The 24,134-nt window shown below is 43.5% G+C and carries 18 protein-coding genes; 7 read left to right on the top strand and 11 right to left on the bottom strand.

Annotation, left to right across the window (positions count from 1 at the left end):
• Positions 1 to 25: 25 nt before the first annotated feature.
• From NYE72_RS11215 to NYE72_RS11205, 3 genes are all read right to left on the bottom strand, one after another.
• A complete protein-coding gene (locus tag NYE72_RS11215; protein WP_076142013.1) occupies positions 26 to 784 on the bottom strand; it encodes a DeoR/GlpR family DNA-binding transcription regulator in 759 nt (252 codons plus the stop codon).
• Positions 785 to 824: 40 nt separating this feature from the next.
• Entirely contained in the window at positions 825 to 2,894 is a 2,070-nt protein-coding gene (locus NYE72_RS11210; protein WP_076142014.1) for a bifunctional aldolase/short-chain dehydrogenase, read from the bottom strand.
• A 216-nt stretch (positions 2,895 to 3,110) separates the two neighbouring features.
• Complete coding sequence (locus NYE72_RS11205) at positions 3,111 to 3,611, bottom strand: GNAT family N-acetyltransferase (protein ID WP_076142015.1); 501 nt, start codon at positions 3,609 to 3,611, stop codon at positions 3,111 to 3,113.
• Positions 3,612 to 4,113: 502 nt separating this feature from the next.
• On the opposite strand from NYE72_RS11205, the gene NYE72_RS11200 reads away from it, so the two are divergent.
• On the top strand, positions 4,114 to 5,022 hold the full coding sequence (locus NYE72_RS11200) for an alpha/beta hydrolase (RefSeq protein ID WP_051491643.1): 909 nt from the start codon (positions 4,114 to 4,116) through the stop codon (positions 5,020 to 5,022).
• Between the two features lie 29 nt (positions 5,023 to 5,051).
• Positions 5,052 to 5,918, top strand: coding sequence for a sugar phosphate isomerase/epimerase family protein (locus tag NYE72_RS11195; RefSeq protein ID WP_305953653.1), 867 nt, complete (start codon positions 5,052 to 5,054; stop codon positions 5,916 to 5,918).
• Between the two features lie 62 nt (positions 5,919 to 5,980).
• On the opposite strand, the gene NYE72_RS11190 is transcribed toward NYE72_RS11195, so the two are convergent.
• Positions 5,981 to 6,490 carry a DinB family protein gene (locus NYE72_RS11190; protein ID WP_076142016.1) on the bottom strand — a complete coding sequence of 170 codons (510 nt, stop codon included), beginning with the start codon at positions 6,488 to 6,490 and terminating at the stop codon, positions 5,981 to 5,983.
• Between the two features lie 142 nt (positions 6,491 to 6,632).
• Between NYE72_RS11190 and NYE72_RS11185 the strand changes: the two genes are divergently transcribed.
• Together NYE72_RS11185 and NYE72_RS11180 are read left to right on the top strand one after the other, a co-directional pair.
• Positions 6,633 to 7,661, top strand: a complete 1,029-nt coding sequence (locus NYE72_RS11185; protein WP_036689759.1) for a glycosyltransferase family 4 protein — start codon at positions 6,633 to 6,635, stop codon at positions 7,659 to 7,661.
• Between the two features lie 157 nt (positions 7,662 to 7,818).
• On the top strand, positions 7,819 to 8,787 hold the full coding sequence (locus NYE72_RS11180; protein WP_036689758.1) for a glycoside hydrolase family 43 protein: 969 nt from the start codon (positions 7,819 to 7,821) through the stop codon (positions 8,785 to 8,787).
• Positions 8,788 to 8,859: 72 nt separating this feature from the next.
• Here the strand turns inward: NYE72_RS11180 and NYE72_RS11175 are convergent, their stop codons facing one another.
• Positions 8,860 to 9,654 carry an AraC family transcriptional regulator gene (locus NYE72_RS11175; RefSeq protein WP_076142017.1) on the bottom strand — a complete coding sequence of 265 codons (795 nt, stop codon included), beginning with the start codon at positions 9,652 to 9,654 and terminating at the stop codon, positions 8,860 to 8,862.
• Between the two features lie 133 nt (positions 9,655 to 9,787).
• Here NYE72_RS11175 and NYE72_RS11170 point away from each other — a divergent pair, with 133 nt between their 5' ends.
• Positions 9,788 to 11,131, top strand: coding sequence for a glycoside hydrolase family 30 protein (locus NYE72_RS11170; RefSeq protein WP_036689755.1), 1,344 nt, complete (start codon positions 9,788 to 9,790; stop codon positions 11,129 to 11,131).
• A gap of 89 nt (positions 11,132 to 11,220) precedes the next feature.
• On the opposite strand, the gene NYE72_RS11165 is transcribed toward NYE72_RS11170, so the two are convergent.
• The 5 genes from NYE72_RS11165 to NYE72_RS11145 form a co-directional block, all read right to left on the bottom strand.
• On the bottom strand, positions 11,221 to 13,638 hold the full coding sequence (locus tag NYE72_RS11165; protein ID WP_235219593.1) for a TIM-barrel domain-containing protein: 2,418 nt from the start codon (positions 13,636 to 13,638) through the stop codon (positions 11,221 to 11,223).
• Positions 13,639 to 13,660: 22 nt separating this feature from the next.
• Positions 13,661 to 15,265: an extracellular solute-binding protein gene (locus NYE72_RS11160; protein ID WP_051491642.1), complete on the bottom strand. Its 1,605-nt coding sequence runs from the start codon at positions 15,263 to 15,265 to the stop codon at positions 13,661 to 13,663.
• Positions 15,266 to 15,310: 45 nt separating this feature from the next.
• Positions 15,311 to 16,234, bottom strand: a complete 924-nt coding sequence (locus tag NYE72_RS11155; RefSeq protein ID WP_051491641.1) for a carbohydrate ABC transporter permease — start codon at positions 16,232 to 16,234, stop codon at positions 15,311 to 15,313.
• Between the two features lie 17 nt (positions 16,235 to 16,251).
• Positions 16,252 to 17,175, bottom strand: a complete 924-nt coding sequence (locus NYE72_RS11150; RefSeq protein ID WP_036689753.1) for an ABC transporter permease subunit — start codon at positions 17,173 to 17,175, stop codon at positions 16,252 to 16,254.
• Between the two features lie 82 nt (positions 17,176 to 17,257).
• Positions 17,258 to 18,862: an extracellular solute-binding protein gene (locus tag NYE72_RS11145; protein WP_076105382.1), complete on the bottom strand. Its 1,605-nt coding sequence runs from the start codon at positions 18,860 to 18,862 to the stop codon at positions 17,258 to 17,260.
• A 256-nt stretch (positions 18,863 to 19,118) separates the two neighbouring features.
• Between NYE72_RS11145 and NYE72_RS11140 the strand changes: the two genes are divergently transcribed.
• Together NYE72_RS11140 and NYE72_RS11135 are read left to right on the top strand one after the other, a co-directional pair.
• Positions 19,119 to 20,843 (top strand): sensor histidine kinase, encoded by a 1,725-nt coding sequence (locus NYE72_RS11140; RefSeq protein WP_036689750.1) that lies wholly within the window; start codon positions 19,119 to 19,121, stop codon positions 20,841 to 20,843.
• 14 nt (positions 20,844 to 20,857) lie between these two features.
• On the top strand, positions 20,858 to 22,468 hold the full coding sequence (locus tag NYE72_RS11135) for a helix-turn-helix domain-containing protein (protein ID WP_036689748.1): 1,611 nt from the start codon (positions 20,858 to 20,860) through the stop codon (positions 22,466 to 22,468).
• A 565-nt stretch (positions 22,469 to 23,033) separates the two neighbouring features.
• Here NYE72_RS11135 and NYE72_RS11130 read toward each other — a convergent pair.
• Positions 23,034 to 24,128: a glycosyltransferase family 2 protein gene (locus tag NYE72_RS11130; RefSeq protein ID WP_076100766.1), complete on the bottom strand. Its 1,095-nt coding sequence runs from the start codon at positions 24,126 to 24,128 to the stop codon at positions 23,034 to 23,036.
• Positions 24,129 to 24,134: the final 6 nt, after the last annotated feature.

Below are 24,134 nucleotides of genomic sequence, written 5' to 3'. Positions count from 1 at the left end.
CCTTCACCTCCTGCACAACTATTTACTACACCGTCGTTATTGCGATGTTCAGCTTCTGCAACTGCTTCATTTGTTCTCCAACAGGGTTGTAATCCGTTATTAGGACATCCACATCACTAGGAGCCGCAAAATGTGTGAACGCTTGTATTCCAAATTTACTGGAATCACATAATAAGATCACTTGCTCCGCTATAGAAATCATCTTTCGTTTCACCATAGCTTGCAGCTCATTTGATTCACTAGCGCCACGTTCGAGATGAAATCCTTTGCAGGAAAAAAACATCTTATCCACGTGATACAATTCAAGCGAACGTTCTGCTAAATGACCAACATAGGACATTGATCTGCGGCTCAGCTGTCCGCCTGTAGAAAAGACCTCGATCCGCTCCTTCCCGCTTAACTCTGCTGCCACTCTAGTAGAATTGGTCAACACAGTAAGCGGCATATCCGGCAAATGCGAAGCCATATACCAAGCCGTTGTACTGGCATCCAGCAGAATTCGATCGCCCGGCTTAATCATCATTACCGCCTCGCGGGCAATCCGCTGTTTCTCCGCTGCATTCATGATTTCTCGTTCGGCATAAGGGGTCTCCGGTTGCCGGTCACGCAGGCTAACTGCTCCGCCATGCGAACGCAGCAACCGCCCCGCTTTTTCCAATCGATCCAGATCGCGGCGAATGGTTTCTTCCGTCACTTGGCATAATGTACTCAATTCTGAGACACGGATACTGCCGCGTTCATTCACTAGTTCTACGATTCGTTCATATCTGTCTGCAATCAGCATGATTTCCCTCCGTTATCCCTATCTATATTCAAGCTACCTCTTATCTAGTAAAAGCTGCTGGCACTCCACCGTCGATTGTCAGCATACAACCCGTAGTTTTCTCTGACTTGGAAGAAGCAAAAAAAGCAACGCCTTCGGCAATATCACGCGGATAAATATTAACTAGCAGCGTCGTGCGTTTACGGTAATGCTCCTCTAATTGATCCGGCTCAATCCCGTAAGCAGCCGCCCGTTCATTACGCCAGTTCGAATTCCAGATGGCTGATCCCTGTAAAATTGCATCGGGCAGAATCGTATTGGCACGGATGCCAAACTCTCCGCCTTCAGCTGCTATACAGCGGGCCAGATGGGCTTCGAGCGCCTTGGCAGAACTGTAAGCCGAAACGCTTTTTCCTGCAAAAATAGAATTTTTGGAGCCGATGAACACCATGCTGCCACCGATTTTTTGCTCCTTCATCACTTTAAAAGCTTCGCGTGCAACGAGGAAATATCCTGTGCCCAGTACAGAAATATTCAAGTTCCACTCTTTTAATGAAGTCTCATCAAACGGACTGGAGGTTGCAAGCCCAGCATTATTAACGATAATGTCGACCCCGCCATAAAAAAGTGCTGTCTCCGCATATGCTGCGGTTACCTGCTCTTCCTGAGTTACGTCCATTTTAACGGCGAATGCACGATTTTCACCATACTTAGCGTTAATCTCTTCCGCTACTTTTTGTGCACCCTCCAGATTGAGGTCTGCCAATACAACATGCGCTCCTTCTGATACTAAACGACGAGCCGTCTCACTCCCAATTCCCCCGGCACCACCTGTAATAAAGGCAACTTGACGGGAGAACTCCGCTTCTGCCGGAGCCAGTGATAATTTATATAATTCCAAGGGCCAATATTCCACATTGTACGATTCATTCTCACTAAGAGAGACGAAATCTCCCAGTGCAGTAGCTCCGCGCATAACAGCAATCGCCCGGTGATACAAGGCTCCGCTGATCTTAGAATTGCTCCAGCTTTTACCTGTGTTGATCATGCCCACGCCAGGAATCAGGATCACACGTGGCGCAGCCTCGAACATTACATCGCCCTCATGTTTATTACGGTCGAAGTATGCTTTGTACTGCTCCTTATAAGCGCTAATCGCTTCGCTCAGCTTCGCCTTCAAGCCATCGATATCATTGGTGTTTGGCTCCCACGCAACAAAAAGCGGCTTCATTTTGGTATGTACCAAATGATCCGGACAAGCTGCGCCTACATCAGATAACTTCTCCGAGTCAGCCCCTCCTACGAAACGCAGCACATCCTCCGCATCATCGAAGGTCAAAATCATTTTACGCTCATCGCTAACTGCGCCTCTGATCAGTGGCATCACTGCGGCCGCTACAGCCCGTCGCTCTGCTTCTGGAAGTGCTTCTGATTTGCGGCCGCCAAATAGGTTCTGATCTTCAATTCTTTCTTCAATATAACTTTCCGCTTCGTTAATTATGGAGATTGTTTTGTCATAACAAGATTCAGGTGTATCCCCCCAAGTCACGAGACCGTGTTTCTCCATCAGCACTAATTCAGCTTTCGGGTTTGCGAGCACACCTTCGGCAATCATTTTGGATAAAGTGAAGCCTGGACGGATGTAAGGCACCCATACGAAACGATCCCCATAAATCTCACGGGCAATTTCCTTACCGTTATGCGCACAGCATAAGCTGATAATGGCATCTGGATGCGTATGATCCACATGTTTGAAAGGTAAAAACGCATGCAGCAACGTCTCGATGGAAGCACGCGGATGTTTAGGGTCAATCATACAATTTGCGAGATAAGCTACCATCTCTTCATCTGGCATTTCATCACGTTCAAATAACGGGGCAATATCCTGAAGCCTTAGTCCGGTAAAATTGCCTGCTTTCATCGTAGCGAGGTCAGAGCCGCTGCCCTTCACCCACATTACTTCTACCTCGCGCCCGCGAAAATCCAATTCTATCGTTTTGCTGGAGGTATTCCCTCCGCCAAAGTTACAGACTCTGCGATCTTCGCCCAGCAGATTAGAGCGGAACACTAATGCATCCAATCCCCCGTTTAATTTCTTTTCCCGAGATGAATCCCATAAGTTTTGTACCATTTGTGAATACCTCCGTTTTTGAATGTTTGTTTTTTTGTTTATTTTTGTTTGTTTTGATTTTAAACTATTTGTTTGTGTTTGAATAGAGCGCTTTCAACAAAATTTTAAATTATTTTCACATTTTAGACGAATCTACATTGGATGAACTACAATAACCTCGTGAATAACAAAAAAGAGCTGCCTCTTGGCAACTCCTCCACTATTTTTCAAACCAGCTTAAAGGGTGATCCAGTAGTTACATTTTTCATCCTTAATGCCATGTAGTTTTCCTTTGTTCGCTTCAATAACCTTTCTCGAAGATATATTGTCCGGCTCACAAGTCAGCATGACCTTATCAATCCCCATGTCCGCAGCTTTTTTTAACAGCTCTGCCAAAAAAATCGTACCATAACCTCTTCCTCTCTCACTGGGTCTGATACTATAGCCAATGTGTCCACCTGACTTCCTCAATTGATCATTTAAGGAATGTCTTAATTTTCCGACACCAACGGGATAGGAGTCAATCAGTAGCCAGTAGTTGGTCTGTGCTACATACTGTGGTGGAAGATTATCACCTTGTGAAAGTGCTATCCTCTCCCGGATGAAATCAGGAAATTGACTGAAAGCCAGATTAAATCCATTGTTGACGAATCCATTTTCCCCCGGACCTATCTCCACAATCATCTCAAAAATATCGCGTCCATCTGAAATGCTAGCTTCCTTTAGCTCAACAAGCATAATAATCCCCCCTAGAACGTTATTAATAACTTCCCTATCAAAAATTTACCGCAAAAAAGACCGGCATGCATTATTTAATTGCACAATCTACAACTAAAATGTACTTCAATGCTCACGCCTAATGTATTAAGTGTACTTTGTGCAATTAAATTCGCCCAATTTAGCTAAATCAGCTAATTACGAGAGATATAGTTGTACAAAGTACATCTATATCACCGAAGTGAGAGTAAAGTAGCAATTTAGTTGTATGAAATACACTTATCTGGCTCCTTGTGACTACTAGGTGATCAAGCAACAGGTATCTAAACTAATCTATCTAATCTAATCTATCTAATCTATCTAATCTATCTAATCTAATCACCATCTACTCACCCTCTAATCACCTTCTGCTCCCCCACTTTTCACAGGAATGTTTCTATTTCTCGCCCCTCCTTCCGCACTCTCGTAGTATACTTATTGGAATAAGATACAGATGTTGTATTTTTCACTAAGGAGGTTTGTGATGGTGAATAGCTTTAAGAATGCCAAGGCGCAAGAACAAGTGTGGCAGTCCTACCAACAGCTAGTTGATCAGTGGCCTGTTCCTCTTGAAGAACTCGATCTCCCAACCACATATGGGCTGACGCATTGTATCCTTACCGGGCAAAAGAGTAATCCCCCCTTATTTCTATTTCATGGCGTTGGTGATAACTCGGCGGTCATGTGGCTCCTTAACATCGAGGAATTATCGCGGCATTTTTACTGCATCGCTATTGATACTCTGGGCGGACCCGGAAAAAGCATTCCTAATGCGTACTTTAATAAACAAAAGTTTGAGCAGGTGGAATGGATTAATGAAATAGCCAAACATCTGAGCATAGACGTCTTTAATATTGCAGGGGTGTCAAATGGCGCCTATATTGCTTTTAATTATGCGACCAAGCAACCGGACAAAGTGAACCGTGTGATTTGTTTGGAAGGCGGAATGGTCACCACACCAATCAAAGCCATGCTGCAAACGCTAATGATGATGTTCCCAGAGATTCTGATTCCCACGGATCGCAATTTACTCAAAGTGCTGAAGAAGTTAAGTGCGCCTGACTCCCCTTTATTTGACAATCACCCAGAAGTAGCTGCTCATCTAATCCTTTTAATGCGCACTCATAATCAACAAGCTATGTTTGTTCATAAGCTTCAAAAATACGATAGAAACGCCGCAGTTGCCGTCAGAGATAAGCTCTATTTTTTAGTAGGAGAACACGCATTAAAACAATCAAAGGATTTCATAGATATTTTAGAGGACGGAAAGTTTCATTACCAAGTCATCCCCCGTGCGGGACACGGCATTAATCATGAGCAACCGGATAGAGTCAACACTGAAATCATCAATTTCCTGACCGGCGATAATGATAAATCACTTGCATCCTTATGAAAGCGTTACTATTATGAAGGTTATTACTCATACTTACTCTATTAAAGGAGAGGTTACCCATCAGATACGGAACTCTAGCCCACACATTTGGCTGCCTGCCGCTCAAGTCGTTAACTGCAACCCTTCAGAATTATGATATCGATTTTGTTCAGCTTGCATTATCCAAAGCCATTCAGGACATCGACACTTCTACCGGTAAACTAAGTCCAGGTCTTGCCAGCTATATTGGCGAACAATTTGATAAAGCAGGAATACGTATCGGTGTTTTGGGCTGTTACATCAACCCTGTTCATCCGGATCCTGTCATCCGGAGAGCTGAGATCAATCGTTTTAAAGAGCATCTTCGTTATGCCCGCCAATTCGGCGCACCTATGGTGGCAACAGAGACCGGTGCGCTGACTACTTTTCAAGCACAAGATCCGGTCCATTACGAAGCTATCGGCTGGGATACGTTAAGGGCAACTATAGAAGAACTTGCAGAGGAAGCTGAAAAATGGGGCGTTTTTCTAGGACTAGAAGGGGTCTGCACACATACACTTTCTACACCAGACAAGATGCGCCGCATCTTAGATGAAGTCCCATCAAGCTGTATAGGTGTTGTATTGGACCCTTGTAATTTTATTGGCACGGCTGCGCATTTGCAGGATCAAATTGTCGATGATTCCTTCAGATTATTCGGCGACCGTATCATTCTGGCGCATTTAAAAGATATCTATCAAGATGGTGAAAAAGCATACCACGGAAAAGCAGGCAGCGGATTATTCCATACCGAAGCTTTCCTGCGCAAACTCCAAGAATATAAGCCAATGATCGATGTGTCATTAGAAGATATCAAGGATCTGGAGGTTAATGATACAGTTGCTTTACTGAAGAAGCTTGCTCCTATAACACAATAAAAACCCACTTCTGAGGATAGGTGTTAGCAGCAGCTGCGCATCTATCCCAGCTTTATCTATGCTCAAAAATAGTGTTTCCAGTTATTGAGCAGATGATCATCCTCTGCCTGCAGCAATTTGGAGGCATATACGATTTGACCTGTATGATAGGAATAATGTTCTACCGCTCCGATCATAATCTTTTGAATACTCCAAGTATAATTCTCCATTCCAGCCCCCTCAGGGAAACTAATGGTGACCTCCCGTTCTAGATCAGCCTTCGTCAAATTGCCCACCACCGCACGGCTTTCTTCCCTGACCTTCAGCATATACTGCAATAATTCCTGTGATGAATAACCGCCTCTGGTCAAAAATTCATTAGGTCTATCTCTTTCTATTGGCTTATTGCCGATTCCGCTGACCAGATGCTGATATTCGCTGCCCGCAATATGCAGGCATAGGTTACCAATGGCATTCATTTTTGACTTTGGACGAAACCATATCTCTTCGGTCGATAGCTTATTTACAGCTTGCTCCACATACCCCAAGGATTGATCGAGCCTTCTCATACATTCGATAATGATTTCACTCATACTAATCCCTCTTCCTTCTACTTTTGTTTGTAAACTTGTTAAATGGTACTTTTCTATAGGAGCTGAATAAAATAAGAAACATAACGATTGAATCATATTGTTTCACTATTACAGCTCTAACTTGGAAGGGACGGGATTATCAATGAGATTCACATTCCCTATTCTGACCTTATCTCATGGCGGAGCACAACGTATGCTGGTAGAGCTCACCAATGGGCTGACAGATTTGGGCCATCAGGTCAACCTCCTCTTGCCTGTGGATGGCGCTATTTCTTATGATGTGCGCGCAAACGTAATCCGCTCCTCACATATGAATATTCACGAGCATGACTTTCCTCCCGGAGACGTCATTGTTTCTAATTATTATACAACTGTCCCCATCGCCCAAGCAGCAAGCAAACAAGGAAAAGGGGTTCATGTACGTTTATCTTTATGTTATGAGCCTCCTTTTTTACCGGATAACGGACGCTCCTTCCCCTCCTATCACATCACTGAGCATCTAATCGTTTTATCACGTTGGCAGCAGGAGCTGATCTTTTTAAATCATGGCATCACCGGCAGTATCGTGCCCATTGGCATTAGCTCCTCTTTTAAAAATATGAATATCCGTCACAGTCTTCAAGAGCCTTTAAACATAACAGCTATATTAAGAAAAACAGAACGCGGTTTCTCCTGGCACCGCGAGCAAGATTACCTTATAGAACAGCTGGATTACGTAAAAAGCCAATATCCCGATGTAAATATTAACTTCATCAGTCCGCCTGACGAGTTCAACACCTCAGAAATTCTCCAAAGAATGAAAGCTACTGGCAAATATCGGTTCTTTACGCCAGCAAATGATGAGGAGCTCTGCTATCACTATAACGGTGCGGATATTTTTGTTAGCTCAAGTATTTTTGATACAGGTTCTTTACCGGGACTTGAGGCCATGCGTTGTGGAGCAGCGTTAGTCTGTGTATATTCGGGTGGGAATATGGAATACGCCCATCACAAGAAAAACTGTTTGCTCTCTTATCGATATGAGAACCGGCTCGGTGAAGATGTCATCCGCTTAATACGTGATCCCAACTTAAGAACTAAATTAGCGGAGCAGGGGGAAAGATATTCGCGCAAATGGACTTGGGAAAATAGTGTCAGATTATTTGAACAAGCGATCACAGATTTATTATAAAAATATAAAAAAGCAAGTCTCCAATGGCTGAGATTTGCTTTTTTATTGATCCAAAAGAATCATTGACTAGAGAAATAATACAAGATATTATGTAAGCGTTATCAATCGCAAAACAATGAAACACTTTAGGGAAATCTAAACTAAAAGGAGAAGGAATATGGCGAAAAAAGGTAGGCAAGGTTATCGGTTGTTATTGTTGTCTTTTTTAATGCTTTTTACAACTGTTTTCTCAGGAGGATCGCAAGCTTATGCAGCAACCTGGAATCTGACTGGAGATACCAACGTACACGACCCTTCATATATCAAAGAGGGGAACACACATTGGGTATTCAGCACGGGATCAGGTCTCCAAGTGATGTTTTCAAACGATGGAACTAACTATATTCGCTCCCTCCCGATTTATACCTCGAAACCCTCCTGGTGGAGCTCTTACGTTCCCAATCAAGAAGGGCTAGATGTATGGGCCCCAGAAATTTTCTACTATAACGGTACCTATTACCTCTATTATTCTATCTCCACATTCGGCTCAAGAGTGTCTGCTATTGGTTTAGTAACTACTAAATCGATCTCCGGGGGAAAATGGACGGACCAAGGTGTCGTTATCTCGTCTAATGACGCCTCCAATTATAACGCCATTGATCCTAACATTACGGCAGATGCTAACGGAAACCTATGGATGACCTTCGGTTCCTGGAGCAACGGGATTTACATTACCTCCATCAACAAAACAACCATGAAGCCAACGGGCAACTCGTATCGCATTGCGACTAAATCCGGGGGGATTGAAGGCTCCAGCATGGTTTACAATCCAAACACCGGATATTATTATCTATTCGTATCCATTGGCCAATGCTGCTCAGGCGTAAACAGCACCTATAAAATTGCAGTGGGACGCTCAACCAGCGTACTGGGGCCTTTCTATGCGAAGGACGGTACCGATATGAAAAATGGCGGGGCTACGGTCATCGATAGCGGCAACAGTTTTTGGGCGGGTCCTGGTGGACAGGATATATACGGAACCAACGTTATCGTCCGCCATGCTTACAGTGTCGCTGAGAATGGCGCACCCAAATTGTTAATCAGTGATCTCGAATGGGATTCTGCTGGCTGGCCTTACTATAATTAACGTCTAATCGAGAGTTGCCCCGAAGTCCTACTCTGTGATTTATGGGGCAGCTTCTTTTTACTGATAAACCTTCTACTCTCTCTTTCGATAGATACCTGGCGAGACACCATAACGCTCCCGAAACACCCTGTGAAAATAGGTGTAACTTCCAAACCCCGTCTCCTCTGCTATACGCTCTAAGGTGTAATTGGTATTGTCCATTAATCTCAGTGCCATCGCAAGCCGGATTTGCCCCGCATATTGCATAATAGAATAACCGAATTGGATCTTGAATAAATGTACAGCCCTTGTCACACTAATTCCAGCATGAGCAGCTACGTCCTTTAGTCTGATCTCTGAAGTAGCATGCTCCTCCACATAACTCTTCATTTTAAGTCCGTGTAGAAGCGAAGCCGAAGATGATGCAGGTGCCTCTTCCATAGCCCGATCTAACAACAAACATAAAGCTTTAAATAGTGCTTCAAGTATTTCAGGGCTACCCCCGTCTAGTCTTCTATTCTCCAGATCAAGCTGTTGCCATATACTTTGCAGCTTACCATCATCCGCAATTCTAACCTTTTTGGGTCGCTCACGCAGGTTCCACCAGTGGTCCACCCATTCCCCTGTACACATTACAAAATAGTCCACACTATGTCCCAAAGGACTTTTCTTTTCACCGATTCTCAGATCATATATATCGTAGGGCTTAAATAACAATAGATCCCCCGGCACTACGGCAGTCATTTCTCCATCGATGAGGACTTCACATTCCCCTTCTGCTTGCAGCCTGATGATATAGGTATCCAACCCACTGCGATATAGTTGCCGAAAAGGCTGAGTATGGCGGATAAATCCACACAGACTAATTTGAACGCTGTTTGTTCCCATCGCATATGCTCCTCATTCTATAATAGTCGATGACCAGATTGTTGAGGTTCTTAGCCATATAGTTTCTTCAAAGTGCAGTGAATCTCCTTCTATAATAAAGACAGAATTCATATGTAGGAGGTTATCAAGCATTATGAGTAAAACTATTCGCGTCATTCAAACCGCTAAAGAAACCACGGATCGTTTAACAGAAAAGGACCCTCTGATTTTCCTTCCCGATACGTCAGGAGTCGAATCAGAGCTAATCAATATCTATGATGATCTGGAGTATCAAGAAATTGAAGGCTTTGGTGGAGCTCTTACGGAGTCCTCTGCCGTTACTATCGCTAAGCTTAGTGCAGCTAAACAAAAAGAAATCATCGACGCTTATTTTCATCCTGAGCACGGCATTGGATATACCCTTTGCCGCTCACATATCCAAAGCTGCGACTTCTCACTGGGCAACTATGCTTATGTAGAGGAAGGCGATGCGGAGCTACGTTCGTTCGATATTTCCAGAGATCACGAGTCGGTTATCCCCCTCATAAAAAATGCTGCCGCAGCAGTAGGTGAAGATTTCCGTCTGTTCTCTTCCCCATGGAGTCCTCCAGCGTTCATGAAGACTAACGGGCAAATGAACGGAGGCGGAGCTCTTAAGCCTGAATATCGTAAGGCTTGGGCTAACATGTTCGTTAAATATATTGAGGCGTACACTGCAGAAGGGATTGATATCTGGGCTGTCAGTGTTCAGAATGAAGCCAAAGCTGTACAAAGATGGGATTCCTGCCTGTATACCGCCGAAGAAGAAAAGGATTTTGTGCGTGACTACTTGGGACCTGCTCTGGAACAAGCGGGCTTGGGCCATGTAAAGGTTATGATCTGGGATCATAATAAAGAACGGGTGTATGACCGTGCTAAGGTTGCTTTTGAAGATCAAGCAGCGTCCAAATACATATGGGGAATCTGCTTTCACTGGTATTCCGGTGATCACTTCGAAGCCCTCTCTGCTGTACATGATCGTTTCCCTGATAAAAAGCTGTTCTTCAGCGAAGGCTGCCAAGAAGGTGGCGTTCATCTCGGCTCATGGAACACCGGTGAACGTTACGGACATGATATCATCGGCAATCTGAACAACTGGATGTCGAGCTGGACAGACTGGAACATTGTCTTGGATGAGCAAGGTGGACCTAATCATGTAGGAAATTACTGCGACGCTCCAATTATCGGAGATACCAAAAACGATGAAATTACTTTTGAGAGCTCATTCTATTACATCGGGCACTTCAGTAAATATATTCGTCCGGGTGCTAAACGCATTGGTTTCTCCAAATATACAGATAAGCTTGAAACAACAGCTTTCCGCAACCCTGATAGCACTATTGCTGTTATCGTTATGAACCGCACAGAGCAAGAGCTTCCATTCACCCTGCGCTTCCATGACGAACTGGCTGAGAACATGATTCCGGCTCATGCCATTCAAACGCTGCTAATTAAGTAGAAGCGGTTCATTCCTAATAAAAAAGAGGTTCTCTTTATGCCAGCGCACAGAGAGAACCTCCTTTTTTATTAAATTAAATGAAATAGTGCTTAAAGTCTTGCCGACAGTATTTCACATAACGCTCCATACAGTGTATGTTCAAGATCCAACGAGGCAAGAGAAGCCAGGGCCGCCATCGGCGTTACTGCTGCTTTGACTACATGGTAAATTTGCTCTTTCAATTGGAAAAGAATTTGCGCACGGTTCAGAAGGCTGAACACCTCATCATCTACCGAATTCACCGCAATCCGGGCATTTGTGAACGTTACTTCCAATGAATGCTCTACCGCTTGATCCGAAATCATGATCGTAAGCGTATGTGTAGCCTCATCATAGTCCATGTTTGCTTCGATTTCTGTGCCACCAGCGAATACCTGTACCTTCGTATCAGCAAAACCGACAAAGGACAGCTTCCACGATCTCCGCTCAGGCACAACCTTTGTATTTCCCTTAGCAGAGAGAATCTTGAAGCTGGCTCTATCCCCCATTTCCAGGATCATTTCTGTATCACACCATTGATCATCCTGATCCTCCGCAGTATCGCCCTCATCCTCCCAGAGATGAAAATGACCCCTTCCTCCCGCAAATACACGGACCTCCATATGCCCCGGATTATCCACTGAAGAGGTATATTGCGTCAGATCTGCCATAGGCACGATAGCACCCGCTTTAGCTAATACAGGGATATTCTCAAGATTGCGATAAAGAGAAAGCTTTCTGCCACCGTCGTACACTCTTCCGTTAAAAAAATCTATCCAAATCCCTTCAGGTAACCAAGCCTTAAATTCGGCAACGCCTACCTTTGGGTTGACCGGCTGTGTAATCGGACAGGCAATAAGTTCCGTTCCGAAATAATATTCATTGGGCACTTCATAGGCTTCATTCGACAACGCATGATGATAATACATCGGTCGGATTAGCGGAAGACTATCGCGGCTGGCATAGCGATTCATCGTGTACAGATAGGGAAGTAAACTATGCCGCAAACGCAGGCAATCCTTCATCACATCTTCCGCAATCTTATTGAATCGCCATGGCTCCTTGCTGTTAAAGGCACTAGCAGAACTATGTAACCGCAGAATAGGCGAAAACACACCGAATTGCACCCAGCGCATTGCTAACTCATCATCTAAATAACCATTCATATGGCCCCCGATATCATGGCTCCACCAACCATATCCCACGTTAGCGGCGTTGGCTGTGAAGTAAGGCTGGAAATCCAGCGACTCCCAAGTGACAATGGTATCTCCAGAGAAGCCCACAGGATAACGATGGCTGCCAAGACCTGCATAACGGGAAAAAGTAATCTGCCGGTTGCCTCGCCGGCCGCTATCCAGATAGTGATAATGGTTCAGCATCCAAAGCGGATCTAGTCCCGGTACTTTAGTCACTCCACCCTGCTGCCAATCAATCCACCAGAAGTCCACACCTTCATTCTCTAGCGGATGATGCAGAAACTTAAAGTATGCTCGCAAAAAATTCGGATCCGTAATATCAAATTCTACAGCATCACCCTTTTCCGGGTCCATACCCATCTCCGCAGCAATGGCTAGATAAGGATCTTCAAACGCTCGTACACCGTCTGCTGGATGTACGTTGAGCGTTACTCGAAGTCCTTTTTCATGCAGCCATGCCAAAAATCTTTGAGGCTCCGGAAACAGTTCCCGGTTCCAGGTATAACCCGTCCAACCACTGCCGTACTGCGGATCAATATCGACGAGATGCCAATCCATATCTATAACAGCGACGGAAAACGGAATTCGCTCGAGCTCAAACCGCTCCATTAGCGCTTTGTATTCTTCTTCTGAATATCGGTAATAACGGCTCCACCAGTTGCCAAGGGCATAACGTGGCAATAGGGGCGTACGACCGCAAAGGTGATAGAAATCCTTCAAGCAGTGCAAATAATCATGACCGTATCCAAAAAAATAAACATCGAGGCCAGCCATTGCCCGTAGCTCTACCCGTCCATCCTCTTCCAGTACTAGGGAGGTGCTATCATCAACTAACGTATACCCCGCACGTGAAAGCAGTCCGTGCTCCAGCGGAATGGCGCCATCTGCATTATCCAGTGTACGTGCTGTCCCTCCCAAATCTTGGACTGTATCTCCATAATTCCAGACACTCATTAGGTGACCCGCTTCGTTTCTCACCCGAACATTGAGACCATGCCGGGAGAAAGGCTGCTTGTCATAAGTTAAATGCAGGCGCTCCGTAATCAACTCAAGTTTATTCCCCAGATCCATTACGCGGAACTCTGGAACCGGAAAATTGCGATTCACAACGGTCTGTGACGCCCGATCTTCGAAATATCCTTCCTCACTATATTCCATCCGGATAAGCTCCGGAGTTAAGACAGTGAACCGATAGCACTCCCCCTGAATAATCGCGTCAGCATTACTGCCTGGTTCAGAACGCAGCTTTAATTGGGTCGCCAAAGGGGTTGGCTCTTTCATCGTATTTCCCATCAAGTAAAAACCCCATTTCTTGTTATTCAACGCCGATATAACGGCTGAAAGCATCTGTCCGAATTTTCACCATCTTTTCGAGGCCCATCCCCCGCAGCTGCTTCACATAGTCATCCCACTGCTCGTCAATATCACCTGAGATTATAAATTGAGCACGCATTGTATTGACGTAACTATCAATATCGGTGGTCAAGGTCGGCAGCTCCTGAAACTCTTCTGCAGTGTACATTACGTTAGGGAAAGGTGGTGTTGTGTAGTCACTTCCCAGCTTATCGAGTTGTAGCTTCAGCCCATCTCCGGTTTTGGGATTTAGAAAGATGGTCTTTTCAAAAGCTGGGCTCACATATTTCGGCCCGAAATCCCGGAGTGACTGTTCCCAATACCAAGCATCTGCACTGGTGCCGGTTGGAGGGTCCATCAATGTATACGTACCGTTGTCATTTTTCTTAATCACCGTTCCAATGGCACCCCAGAAATTCTGAATGCTGGCTTCATTGGTATAGAACTGATCCGCCCAGCGTGCTGCAATTTCTGGATACTTGCAGGATATGGTGATCAACAGCTCGTTGCGTTCCAGATTCATCCCATACGGGTTCCCAACGGTGTAGCGCTTCCCGTCTGGTCCAGCAATTGGCGGAATGGTCACATATTGATCACTCCATTTGCCAAACATAGCGTCTGGCGTCCACTGATAAGAGAAGCCTACGATTGGGGCATCCGGATTTAGAAACTTTGCCGATCTCATCGTTTCGTCTTGAGTGAATACTTCTTTATCAAGTAATCCGTCTTTAAATAATTTGCTCTCCCATTTGAGCCCTTCTTTGTACTCTTCTGAAATCGGGTAATAAACCGCATTTCCGTCCTTGACCACCATGAAGTTATTATTCAAATCTGCGATTCCGAAGGGACTGATTAGATCATTACTTAATTCGATAAAAGGAATCTCATCCTGTTTTCCGTTTCCATTCGGATCTTGTTCTTTGAATGCTTTTAGCACGTTATAAAGATCGTCTATCGTATCCGGTACCTTCAAACCCAATTTGTCCAGCCAGGTTTTGTTAATCACAGGCTGACGTGAGCTTTTAGGACGTGAGGGTAATCTTGCAGGCAGCGAGTAGATTTTCCCGTCAGGAAAGGTGCTGATTTTTTTCATTTCCGGTGTTTCTTCCATAGCTGCTTTGAGATTAGGCATGTTGTGCTCAATATAGTCATCTAACGGCCGAAATAAGCTTAAATTATTGACGATATCCGCATCTCCGAAGGTCTGACTCCCTAAAATGATATCTGGAAGTGTGCCGCTGGCCAGCATAATAGACTTCCGTTCACTCCAATCATTGGAGGACATCACCTGCCACTCAATTTTGACATTCGTGTTCTTCTCCAAATCCTTGAGCCATTGATTCTCGGTAAAAGAATCTCCCATGCTGACCCACCGGACAGTGAGTACTTTCAACGTCACCGGCTTATCCACTATCGGCAATCCTTCTTTGTTAAATTCACCCGGTTCAGTTTCAACAGAATTAATCCCACTGTTCCCTTTACAAGCTGTAAGGCTAGCAAGCAACGTTGTCACTAAAAGAATGACGGTGATTGTTCTATATATCCTGTTTTTTTGTTGCTTTTTCATAACGTTCTTGCTCCCTTACGAATGTTAGTAGAATAGCTGAATGTACTATTCCTTCACTGCGCCGATCATTACCCCTTGGTTAAAGTATTTTTGTACAAAAGGGTACACGCACATGATCGGAACCGTTGCCACGATAATAACAGAATACCGCATCATATTGGCGAGTCGTAGTGCGATTTGCGCAGCTTCCCCGGTTCCCATCCCCGACTGCATCTGATTGGTAATCAAAATATTTCGCAGGATCAGCTGCAAAGGATACATATTAGGATTTTTCAGATAGATCAAGGCATTAAAATATGAATTCCAGTAACCAACGGCGATCCATAGACCCAGCACGGCAATAATCGCCTTCGACAGTGGTAAAACGATCTGTAGAAAATAACGAAGATTTCCACAACCATCGATCTGTGCAGCTTCCCATAAATCTCCCGGAATACTCGACTGAAAAAAGGTGCGGGCAACGATTATGTTAAACACACCAACGGAGAAAGGCAGTACCATCACCAGAAATGTATCGTACAGATGGAAATCACGGATCGTTAGAAAAGTCGGAATTAACCCCCCATTAAAAAACATCGTAAAGATGAAAAACAGGGAAAGATATTTTCGTCCCACAAGATCCTTTCTGGACAACGCATAGGCCGCAGAAATATTTACAATTAAACCGATTGCCGTCCCTACCACCGTATACATGATGGTATTCCAGTAACCGATCCAAATATTTTCATGACGCAGCAGCTCTTTGTAACCATCGAAGGTGAACCCTTTAGGAAATAACCAAACCTGCCCCCCCGCCACCGCGGAAGGATCACTGAACGAAGCAATGACGATAAAATACAGCGGATAGATCAGGATAATTAGAAAAAGTGCTGATATAACATACATCACTATTTCCATTATAGTATCCGAAGAACGATTCTTCTTTATTTTCCCCACATTCCCTTTAGTAACTGTCTCTAAACCTCCCATTTCAATTCTCCTCCCTTCTACCACAAGCTATTTTCGCTTAGTTTTTTAGATATCTGATTGACCATGATCAATAAAATAAAATTAATAACGGTGTTGAATAGGTTGATCGCCGAGGAAAAGCTGTATTGACTGCTGAGCAAGCCAATTTTGTAGACATAAGTAGAAAGAATTTCACTTGAAGTGATGTTCAAGTCATTTTGCATTAGGTACACTTTTTCAAAACCAACCCCAAGCAATCCACCGACCCGCAAAATAAGCAAGGTTATCGCGGTTGGCATCAGCATCGGAATATCGATATAACGAATTTTGTGCATCCGGCTTGCTCCGTCTACGGTTGCCGCCTCGTACAAGCTAGGATCAACTGCGGAGAGCGCAGCGATAAAGATAATGCTGTCCCAGCCGACATGCTGCCACACATCCGACCAAACATATACACTGCTGAATAATCCAGCGGAGCCAATCAGATCAGGAGCCTCTTTTCCAAAAAGACTATATATATTGCCCAGCAGTCCGGTGCTAGGTGAGAACAAAATCATCATTAAACCCACCATTACTACCGTGGAGATAAAGTGCGGCATATAGGACACCGTCTGGAAAAAACGTCTAAACCGGTTAGGTCTCATCTGGTTAACCATCAACGCCAGTATAATTGGAATCGGAAAGGTAATCAGACTGTACACACTGATGATCAATGTGTTTTTAATCGTTGATGAAAATTGATAGGAATGAAAGAATTTCTCGAAGTATTTGAATCCAGCCCATGGGCTGCCCCCTATTCCCAACGCAGGGCTATAATCCTTGAAGGCAATCAGCACCCCGTACATTGGCTTGTACGCGAATAATAACGTCAGAACTACAGCAGGAAAAAGCAATAGATAGAGACCCCAATTTTGTTTGATTTGTCCGAATTTCCGCCCGAAATGAAGTGGACCAGATTTCATGACATCCCCTCCTTATTTAAAATAGAGAATGCTACCCCACAGCTATCCTGTAGGGCAGCACCTTTTTCGAAAGACGAATAGGTTATTTCACGTTCATATAACGGGTGTAAGCATCCGTGCGAATCTTAACTAACTTTTCAAGTCCCATTTTATTAAGCTTGCTCACATAAGCATCCCAGCCCTCGTCAATTCCGCCTTTGCTAATAAATTGCGCCCGCATAGTATTCACATAGCTGTCGATATCCGTAGTCAAGGTTGGCAGCTCCTCGAACTCCTCAGAAGTGTACATTACGTTAGGGAAAGGTGTTGTTACATATTCACTGCCCAGCTTATCCAGTTGCAGCTTCAGTCCATCTCCACTTTCAGGGTTCAGGACGATTTTCGATTCAAAGGATGGGCTCACATATTTCGGTCCAAAATCACGTAGAGATTGATCCCAATACCAAGCATCTGCGCTGGTTCCAGCTGGTGGATCCATCAATGTATAAGTGCTATCATCGTTTTTCTTAATAACCGTTCCAATCGCACCCCAGAAATTCTGAATGCTCGCTTCGTCAGTGTAGAACTGATCTGCCCAACGTGCAGCAACCTCAGGATATTTGCAAGATGTGGTAATCAGCAGCTCATTACGGTTAAGATTCATCCCAATCGGATTTCCGATCGTATAACGTTTACCATCTGGTCCGGCAATCGGTGGAATCGTCACATATTGATCGCTCCATTTTCCAAACACGGCGTCTGGAGTCCACTGGTACGTAAAGCCTACAATTGGAGCATCCGGATTCTGGAACTTAGCCGATCTCATCGTATCGTCCTGAGTGAATACCTCTTTATCTAGCAAGCCTTCCGCATACAATTTATTTTCCCATTTGAGACCTTCTTTGAACTCCTCTGAAACAGGGAAATATATCGCTTTTCCGTCCTTGATGATCATATTATTGTTATTCAAATCGGCAATTCCGAAAGGACTGATCAAGTCATTACCAATTTCAATAAAAGGAATCTCATCTTGTTTTCCATTACCATTCGGATCTTGTTCTTTAAAAGCTTTGAGCACGTTATAAAGCTCATCAATCGTTTCAGGCACCTTCAAGCCCAATTTGTCCAGCCAGGTCTTGTTAATCACAGGCTGACGTGAGCTTTTTGGACGTGCAGGAAGTCTTGTTGGCAGGGAGTAGATTTTCCCGTCAGGAAATGTGCTGATTTTTTTCATTTCTGGGGTTTCTTCCATAGCTGCTTTGAGATTAGGCATATTTTGCTCAATATAATCATCAAGCGGCCGGAAAAAGCTTAGATTATTTACGATATCGGCATCCCCAAAGGTTTGATTTCCCAAGACGATATCCGGAAGCGTGCCACTCGCCAGCATAATCGACTTCTGCTCACCCCAATCATTGGAGGACATCACTTGCCAATCGATTTTGACATTCGTATTTTTCTCCAGATCCTTCAGCCATTGGTTTTGCGTAAAGGTGTCCCCCATACTCCCCCAACGGACAGTCAGCACTTTAAGTGTTACAGGCTCATTCACAATCGGCAGACCTTCTTTGTTATAGCTGCTCGTTTCATTTGTCGCTGCATTATTCCCGTTGTTACCGCCGCAGCCAGCAATTCCAAATACCATCGCAGCCGCCAGCAGACCCACAGTCCATTTCTTTGCAGTTTTTTTCTTACTGTGTTGACTCATCTCTTAATCCCCCATTTCAATTTATCAAAATGCATCTGAATAGCTTTATAATAACTTCTTATTTTTTCGTATTCCGGACACATTAAGACGGTTATCCAGACCTTTGAATCCGCTTACAAAAAATGCAAAAGCTAAATGCTCTACTTGGGGAGATTTAATAACAGTATCCCGACTTCTGTATGTGCTATCCGGACTTTGAGGGAAATCGCTAGCGAGTTCTTATGTTTTTTTCACGCAGAGGTTTTATAATGATTTTATGATCAAAAAAACAGCGAAACACAAAACCTACCCCATTCGCCATTATATAAAAGTCATGATGTTGGTTTCATTCACAGTCCTTATTCTGGATTTAGGAATCAGCATCGCTTCCATTTCCATCGTTAAGCAGCAGTCCACTCGAAATTTGCAGGATACTGCGGCGCTTTACATCAATCGTATTAATCATGATTTTGCCTACATTAATCACTATATGGGCTGGACGCTTGGGAACGATGAGAGCTTACTAACGATGAATACTTACGGGGTCAACAGTATCGAGTTCTTAAAGGCAAATGATAATCTGTTCAAACGCTTTACCGAGCTGCAAAAAAACTACGGGCATGAGTATAACTTCTTCTACTATTTGAAAAATGAGACCTATTTTTTGAATTGCGCACCGATCAGCGTAACCTATACGGATTACAGGGAGCTGAAAAAAAAGATTATTTCTTATATTGATGATAAGGAGATGTACGAGAAGTTTTATTCCAAATGGACGCCTATTCTAGTAAACAACCATTATTATGTGATTAATATCGTGCCCTATTACAATCGCTATTTAATTGGACTGATCTCCGCAGATAATCTGATCCGGCCGCTACGCCAAATTAATCTTGGCGCCAATGGTTATGTTTCTCTAGTAGATGAGAATGAACAGCCTTTAACTAGTCCGATCTCCAATAGCGGAAAGCTAATAACGGAAAATGGGGGATTCTCTAATCTTTTGCAATCGCGTACAACAATCAACAGTGCATTCTCAGACACCACCTTCAGCACCAAAATGGTCATTAAATATGGCATATTCGAAAAAATCATGATTGCCCAGCTGCTTATTATGTTATTGTTCTTCATTGTGACCTCCACGTTATGCATTGTTCTGCTCTTTTTCAAAAAAAGAGTGTTAGGTCCGATTCAAAGCTTCTCCGATAACCTTGCTTTCATTAATGAGTCTGGGCAACCCGCAGATTTCAAAAGCAGTGAGATTATAGAGCTGGAACAGGCTAACACTCAGTTTAAAGGCTTGGTTGAACAAATCAAAACCTTTAAAATCGCTATGTACGAACAGGAACTGGAGAAACAAAGAATACAGCTGGACTATATGAAGCTACAGATTAAACCACACTTTTTCTTAAACTGTCTGACTAGCATCTATAGCATGGCGCAAATTCATATGTATAAAGAAATTGAAAATATGACGTTGTCTACCTCTAAGTATTTCCGTTACATTTTTCAGAATGGCGAGAATTTTGTCCGGCTGGAGGATGAAATCGAGCATGTCCGAACCTACTTGGAGATTCAAAAGCAACGTTATCAGGACGCATTTATTTATTACATCGAACAAGAGGATCAGGCAGGCAGTGTGGAAATTCCACCGTTAGTGCTGCAAACCTTTATCGAAAATTCAATTAAATATGCGATTTCACGCGAACATGAAGCCGAGATCAGACTTACAGTACAACGATTACAGATGGATCAGGAAGAAGAAATGCTCGTTATCCAGCTCACCGACACCGGTCCCGGTTTTCCATCTCAGGTGTTAGAGAAACTTAATCTTGGAGAGCCTTTGGATCAAAGTAAAGGTACACAAATCGGCATTATGAATACGCTTAAAAGACTAGAGTACCTATATTTAAAAAGAGCAACCGTTACCTTCTCCAATTTGGAGGGCGGCGGCGCTAGTGTAATCTTATATCTTCCGAAGCTTCCTAATAAATCTAAATGAATGGAGAGCAAACTATGAATGTACTGCTTGTTGATGATGACTTTTATGTTATTGCCGCATTGCAAAAGAAAATTGATTGGGAATCACTACACATTGATACTGTTTATACGGCTAATAATGTCGCTCAAGCACGTGAAATAATAGAAAAGCATTCTGTTCAAATTCTGATTTCAGATATTGAAATGCCGCAGGGCAGCGGACTGGAATTACTAGCATGGATTCGCGAGGGAAATTATAGTATTCAGACTATTCTTCTTACCAATTATGCAGATTTTAACTATGCGCAGAAAGCAATCGAATTGCAGAGCTTTGAATATTTCCTTAAGCCCATTGAATTTGACAAGCTGATGTTGATCATCCATAAGGCGGTTACCCAAGCAAAAGAGCAGCAGAAAAACGAAAAAGCCATTCAGGGCGGTTACTTTTGGCAAAAAAATCAGGCGAAGATTCTTGAGCATTTTTGGCGGAAGCTAGTTAGTGGCAGTACATCATTTCCGATTAAATTGTCAGACATCACACATGCCATTGAAGAACAAAACCTCTCCTATCAAATGAGTGATACCCTACAGCCTTTGATATTTAACTTATTCCCTTACAATGGCAGTATGGGAAAAGAAGAAAAGGATCTGTTTGATTTTGCCCTGCTAAATGTATTGTACGAATTGTTTCAGCACCCTTGTTTTACCATCGAAAGCATTCTGGAATACAAAGATTATAACTGGATCGCCATATTAAAATGGAACCAGGCTCCAGATACGCAACTGCTTGAAGCATTATGTGCTTCTTTTATTCAAAAGGCGAATCCTTATTTAAAATGTGATGTCTGCTGCAATATTGGTTTAAACGATAAACTGAGTAATGTAGGGAATGTTCTAAAACAATCCCTGACTATGGATGAAGAAATTACGAGATGCAGAAATCAGACCTTTTTGGTGGAGGCTTATCTGCATCAAAATAAACCGGGCTATACACCACCGGATCTTGCCTATTTGGAAGAACTGCTGAATCAGAATAAATTCACTGCTTTTCTTGAAGAAGTTACACAATATTTAAAGGTCATGCTTAACAATAGAACACTTGAGACCTCTGTCCTTAGCTTGTTCCGTTTAGATGTAGTACAGCTAGTCTATTCATTTCTCAACCTGAAAGGGATAAGATCACACAAATTATACTCTGGCAAAACTAATGATAAATTATCTATGCACTCTTTGGATTCAATCGAGGATATGGAAGAATATCTTAAATACCTTGTCACTACAGCCATGAAATATCGTGACTTTGCTGCCCAGCCTAAGTCCGTCGCAGAAGAAATCAAACAATACATTCATTCACATTACGGCGATGACCTGACCCGAAATGATTTGGCTGAAATTGTCTATCTCAATCCTGATTACCTGGCAAGGATATTCAAACGAGAAACTGGGGTTTCATTAGGCAGTTATGTCATCCACGTCCGAATCGCGGCTGCGAAACATTTATTGGAAACCACAAATATGTCTGTATATACCGTCGCGAACAAAGTTGGCTATAGCAACTACTCCTATTTCTCCAAGCTTTTCAAACAAGAGGTAGGTCTCCCTCCAAACGATTATAAAAAGGAACAACAATACAATCCAGCTTACTAAAAGAGGGTAACCCAGTATCTAGTTCATGGATGCTGGGTTACCCTCTTTGGGATATCTTCTGCATATTAATTACTGCCTACCTTTACTCCTACGCTGCTGATAATGATCCACCTACGAGCTTACTCTTGCGCCCAGTAATCATCCGCCACTCCTATACTCCTACGCTGCCGGGAATCCTACACCCCTGACTTTACTCTTACACCCAGCAATCATCCGCGATGCTCCCTGCTTCCGGACCCAGATGACGCTATTTGCTCATTTATCGCCTTTTGAGCACAGATTCGGACTCCAGTGCAGCTATTCCTGAGATATTGCTCCAAATCGAGTGTGTTTCTGGTCAATAGCGACTATGCGGTCCGTTAGAATTCCAAATGTGCCATATAGCAGCGTTTAAGGTCAGCTGGGTCCGATAGCTACTTCGTACGCGGAAATCTGTAGCCAATCAGCGAAGCTTGCCGGGGATCACGGGAAGCTTCCCCACCGCCAGTAATCTTGCAAGCTCCAAAAAACACATAAATACTCCAGCAGTCATAATCAGAACGGCCGGGGCATCTCTTTTACTAAATTAAGCCTGAAGCGCTACATATTTATCACCAAGCAGATTTTTGAAATAGGTGCGATTGTATAACATACTAGGATGGGATGGATAAAAACTCAACGCCGTTTCATTGTGATGATTCGCCTTCTCGTGTTGGCCGAGACGATCATAACAGAGTGCCAATTGAAGATGCGGCAGCCAGGTATAAAAGATCCCATTCTTCATCCCCATCGAATCGTAATCCCGCGGTAGTTGAATCGCTAGCTCATACCAGTATGCGGCTGGTTGCAACTGGCCTTTTTCCAGCAGAAGTGCCCCCAGTCGGCAACAAAACTCTGAACGTGGTTTATCATACTGCAAGGTTTTACATAACGCTTCAAAAGCACCTTCTTTATCCCCCAGCCGTTCCCGGCATTCGGCAAGCTTTAGGCAAGCCTGGAAATTATCTTCAATCCAGCCCTGCCTACCCGCTAAGAAAATCTCATAGTATTTGCAAGCCTCTTCATTAATAGCATGATCTCTTAATTCATTCGCATAATAATACTGGTCTCTCGGCGAAAATACTTCACCCTGTGCAACACGTTTTTGATAAATCCGCAAATTACGATCTGTGTATTCCTTATCCTTCTCATGTGTGATGCAGACATCACTACTAAAAGAAGGACCACTTACCTCTAAATACTCATGAACAGGCCCGATCCACTGAAAGTTGCAGCTGCGCCGAACCAACCTGTTGCGGCGTAAACTAGCTGTGACATTTCCCGCTTCGTCAAAAGCCAGATTATATTGCATGTTCACACTGTGAATATGTCCCGGCAGGATTTCTTTTAGTTTTTTAAAAAGAATCTGATCCTCTTCCTTTATATAATCATCCGCATCCAGCCACAAAATGTACTCCTGAGTAGCTTTGCTAAAGGCAAAATTACGTGCGGCACTAAAATTATCAATCCATTCGAAATCATAAATTACAGCTCCGAAGGACAACGCAATCTCTTTCGTTTTATCCGTCGAGCCTGTATCCACGATAACAATTTCATCTACGAGACTTGCAATGGTAGATAAACATCGGTGCAAGCTTTTTTCTTCATTTCGTACTATCATACATAAACTAATCGTAACCATACTCGC

It is taken from the genome of Paenibacillus sp. FSL L8-0333 (assembly GCF_037965665.1).
GTDB lineage: Bacteria > Bacillota > Bacilli > Paenibacillales > Paenibacillaceae > Paenibacillus_AQ > Paenibacillus_AQ odorifer.
This window is presented reverse-complemented; position numbering and strand designations above follow the sequence as displayed.

What these genes read in the sequence shown, in the direction of transcription:
- NYE72_RS11190 (WP_076142016.1), bottom strand. Translation starts at nt 6,490, where the DNA reads ATGAGTGAAATCATTATCGAATGTATGAGAAGGCTCGATCAATCCTTG.
- NYE72_RS11140 (WP_036689750.1), top strand. Translation starts at nt 19,119, where the DNA reads ATGATCAAAAAAACAGCGAAACACAAAACCTACCCCATTCGCCATTAT.
- NYE72_RS11170 (WP_036689755.1), top strand. Translation starts at nt 9,788, where the DNA reads ATGAGTAAAACTATTCGCGTCATTCAAACCGCTAAAGAAACCACGGAT.
- NYE72_RS11175 (WP_076142017.1), bottom strand. Translation starts at nt 9,654, where the DNA reads ATGGGAACAAACAGCGTTCAAATTAGTCTGTGTGGATTTATCCGCCAT.
- NYE72_RS11135 (WP_036689748.1), top strand. Translation starts at nt 20,858, where the DNA reads ATGAATGTACTGCTTGTTGATGATGACTTTTATGTTATTGCCGCATTG.
- NYE72_RS11145 (WP_076105382.1), bottom strand. Translation starts at nt 18,862, where the DNA reads ATGAGTCAACACAGTAAGAAAAAAACTGCAAAGAAATGGACTGTGGGT.
- NYE72_RS11155 (WP_051491641.1), bottom strand. Translation starts at nt 16,234, where the DNA reads ATGGGAGGTTTAGAGACAGTTACTAAAGGGAATGTGGGGAAAATAAAG.
- NYE72_RS11130 (WP_076100766.1), bottom strand. Translation starts at nt 24,128, where the DNA reads ATGGTTACGATTAGTTTATGTATGATAGTACGAAATGAAGAAAAAAGC.
- NYE72_RS11150 (WP_036689753.1), bottom strand. Translation starts at nt 17,175, where the DNA reads ATGAAATCTGGTCCACTTCATTTCGGGCGGAAATTCGGACAAATCAAA.
- NYE72_RS11165 (WP_235219593.1), bottom strand. Translation starts at nt 13,638, where the DNA reads ATGGGAAATACGATGAAAGAGCCAACCCCTTTGGCGACCCAATTAAAG.
- NYE72_RS11200 (WP_051491643.1), top strand. Translation starts at nt 4,114, where the DNA reads ATGGTGAATAGCTTTAAGAATGCCAAGGCGCAAGAACAAGTGTGGCAG.
- NYE72_RS11160 (WP_051491642.1), bottom strand. Translation starts at nt 15,265, where the DNA reads ATGAAAAAGCAACAAAAAAACAGGATATATAGAACAATCACCGTCATT.
- NYE72_RS11180 (WP_036689758.1), top strand. Translation starts at nt 7,819, where the DNA reads ATGGCGAAAAAAGGTAGGCAAGGTTATCGGTTGTTATTGTTGTCTTTT.
- NYE72_RS11205 (WP_076142015.1), bottom strand. Translation starts at nt 3,611, where the DNA reads ATGCTTGTTGAGCTAAAGGAAGCTAGCATTTCAGATGGACGCGATATT.
- NYE72_RS11215 (WP_076142013.1), bottom strand. Translation starts at nt 784, where the DNA reads ATGCTGATTGCAGACAGATATGAACGAATCGTAGAACTAGTGAATGAA.
- NYE72_RS11185 (WP_036689759.1), top strand. Translation starts at nt 6,633, where the DNA reads ATGAGATTCACATTCCCTATTCTGACCTTATCTCATGGCGGAGCACAA.
- NYE72_RS11210 (WP_076142014.1), bottom strand. Translation starts at nt 2,894, where the DNA reads ATGGTACAAAACTTATGGGATTCATCTCGGGAAAAGAAATTAAACGGG.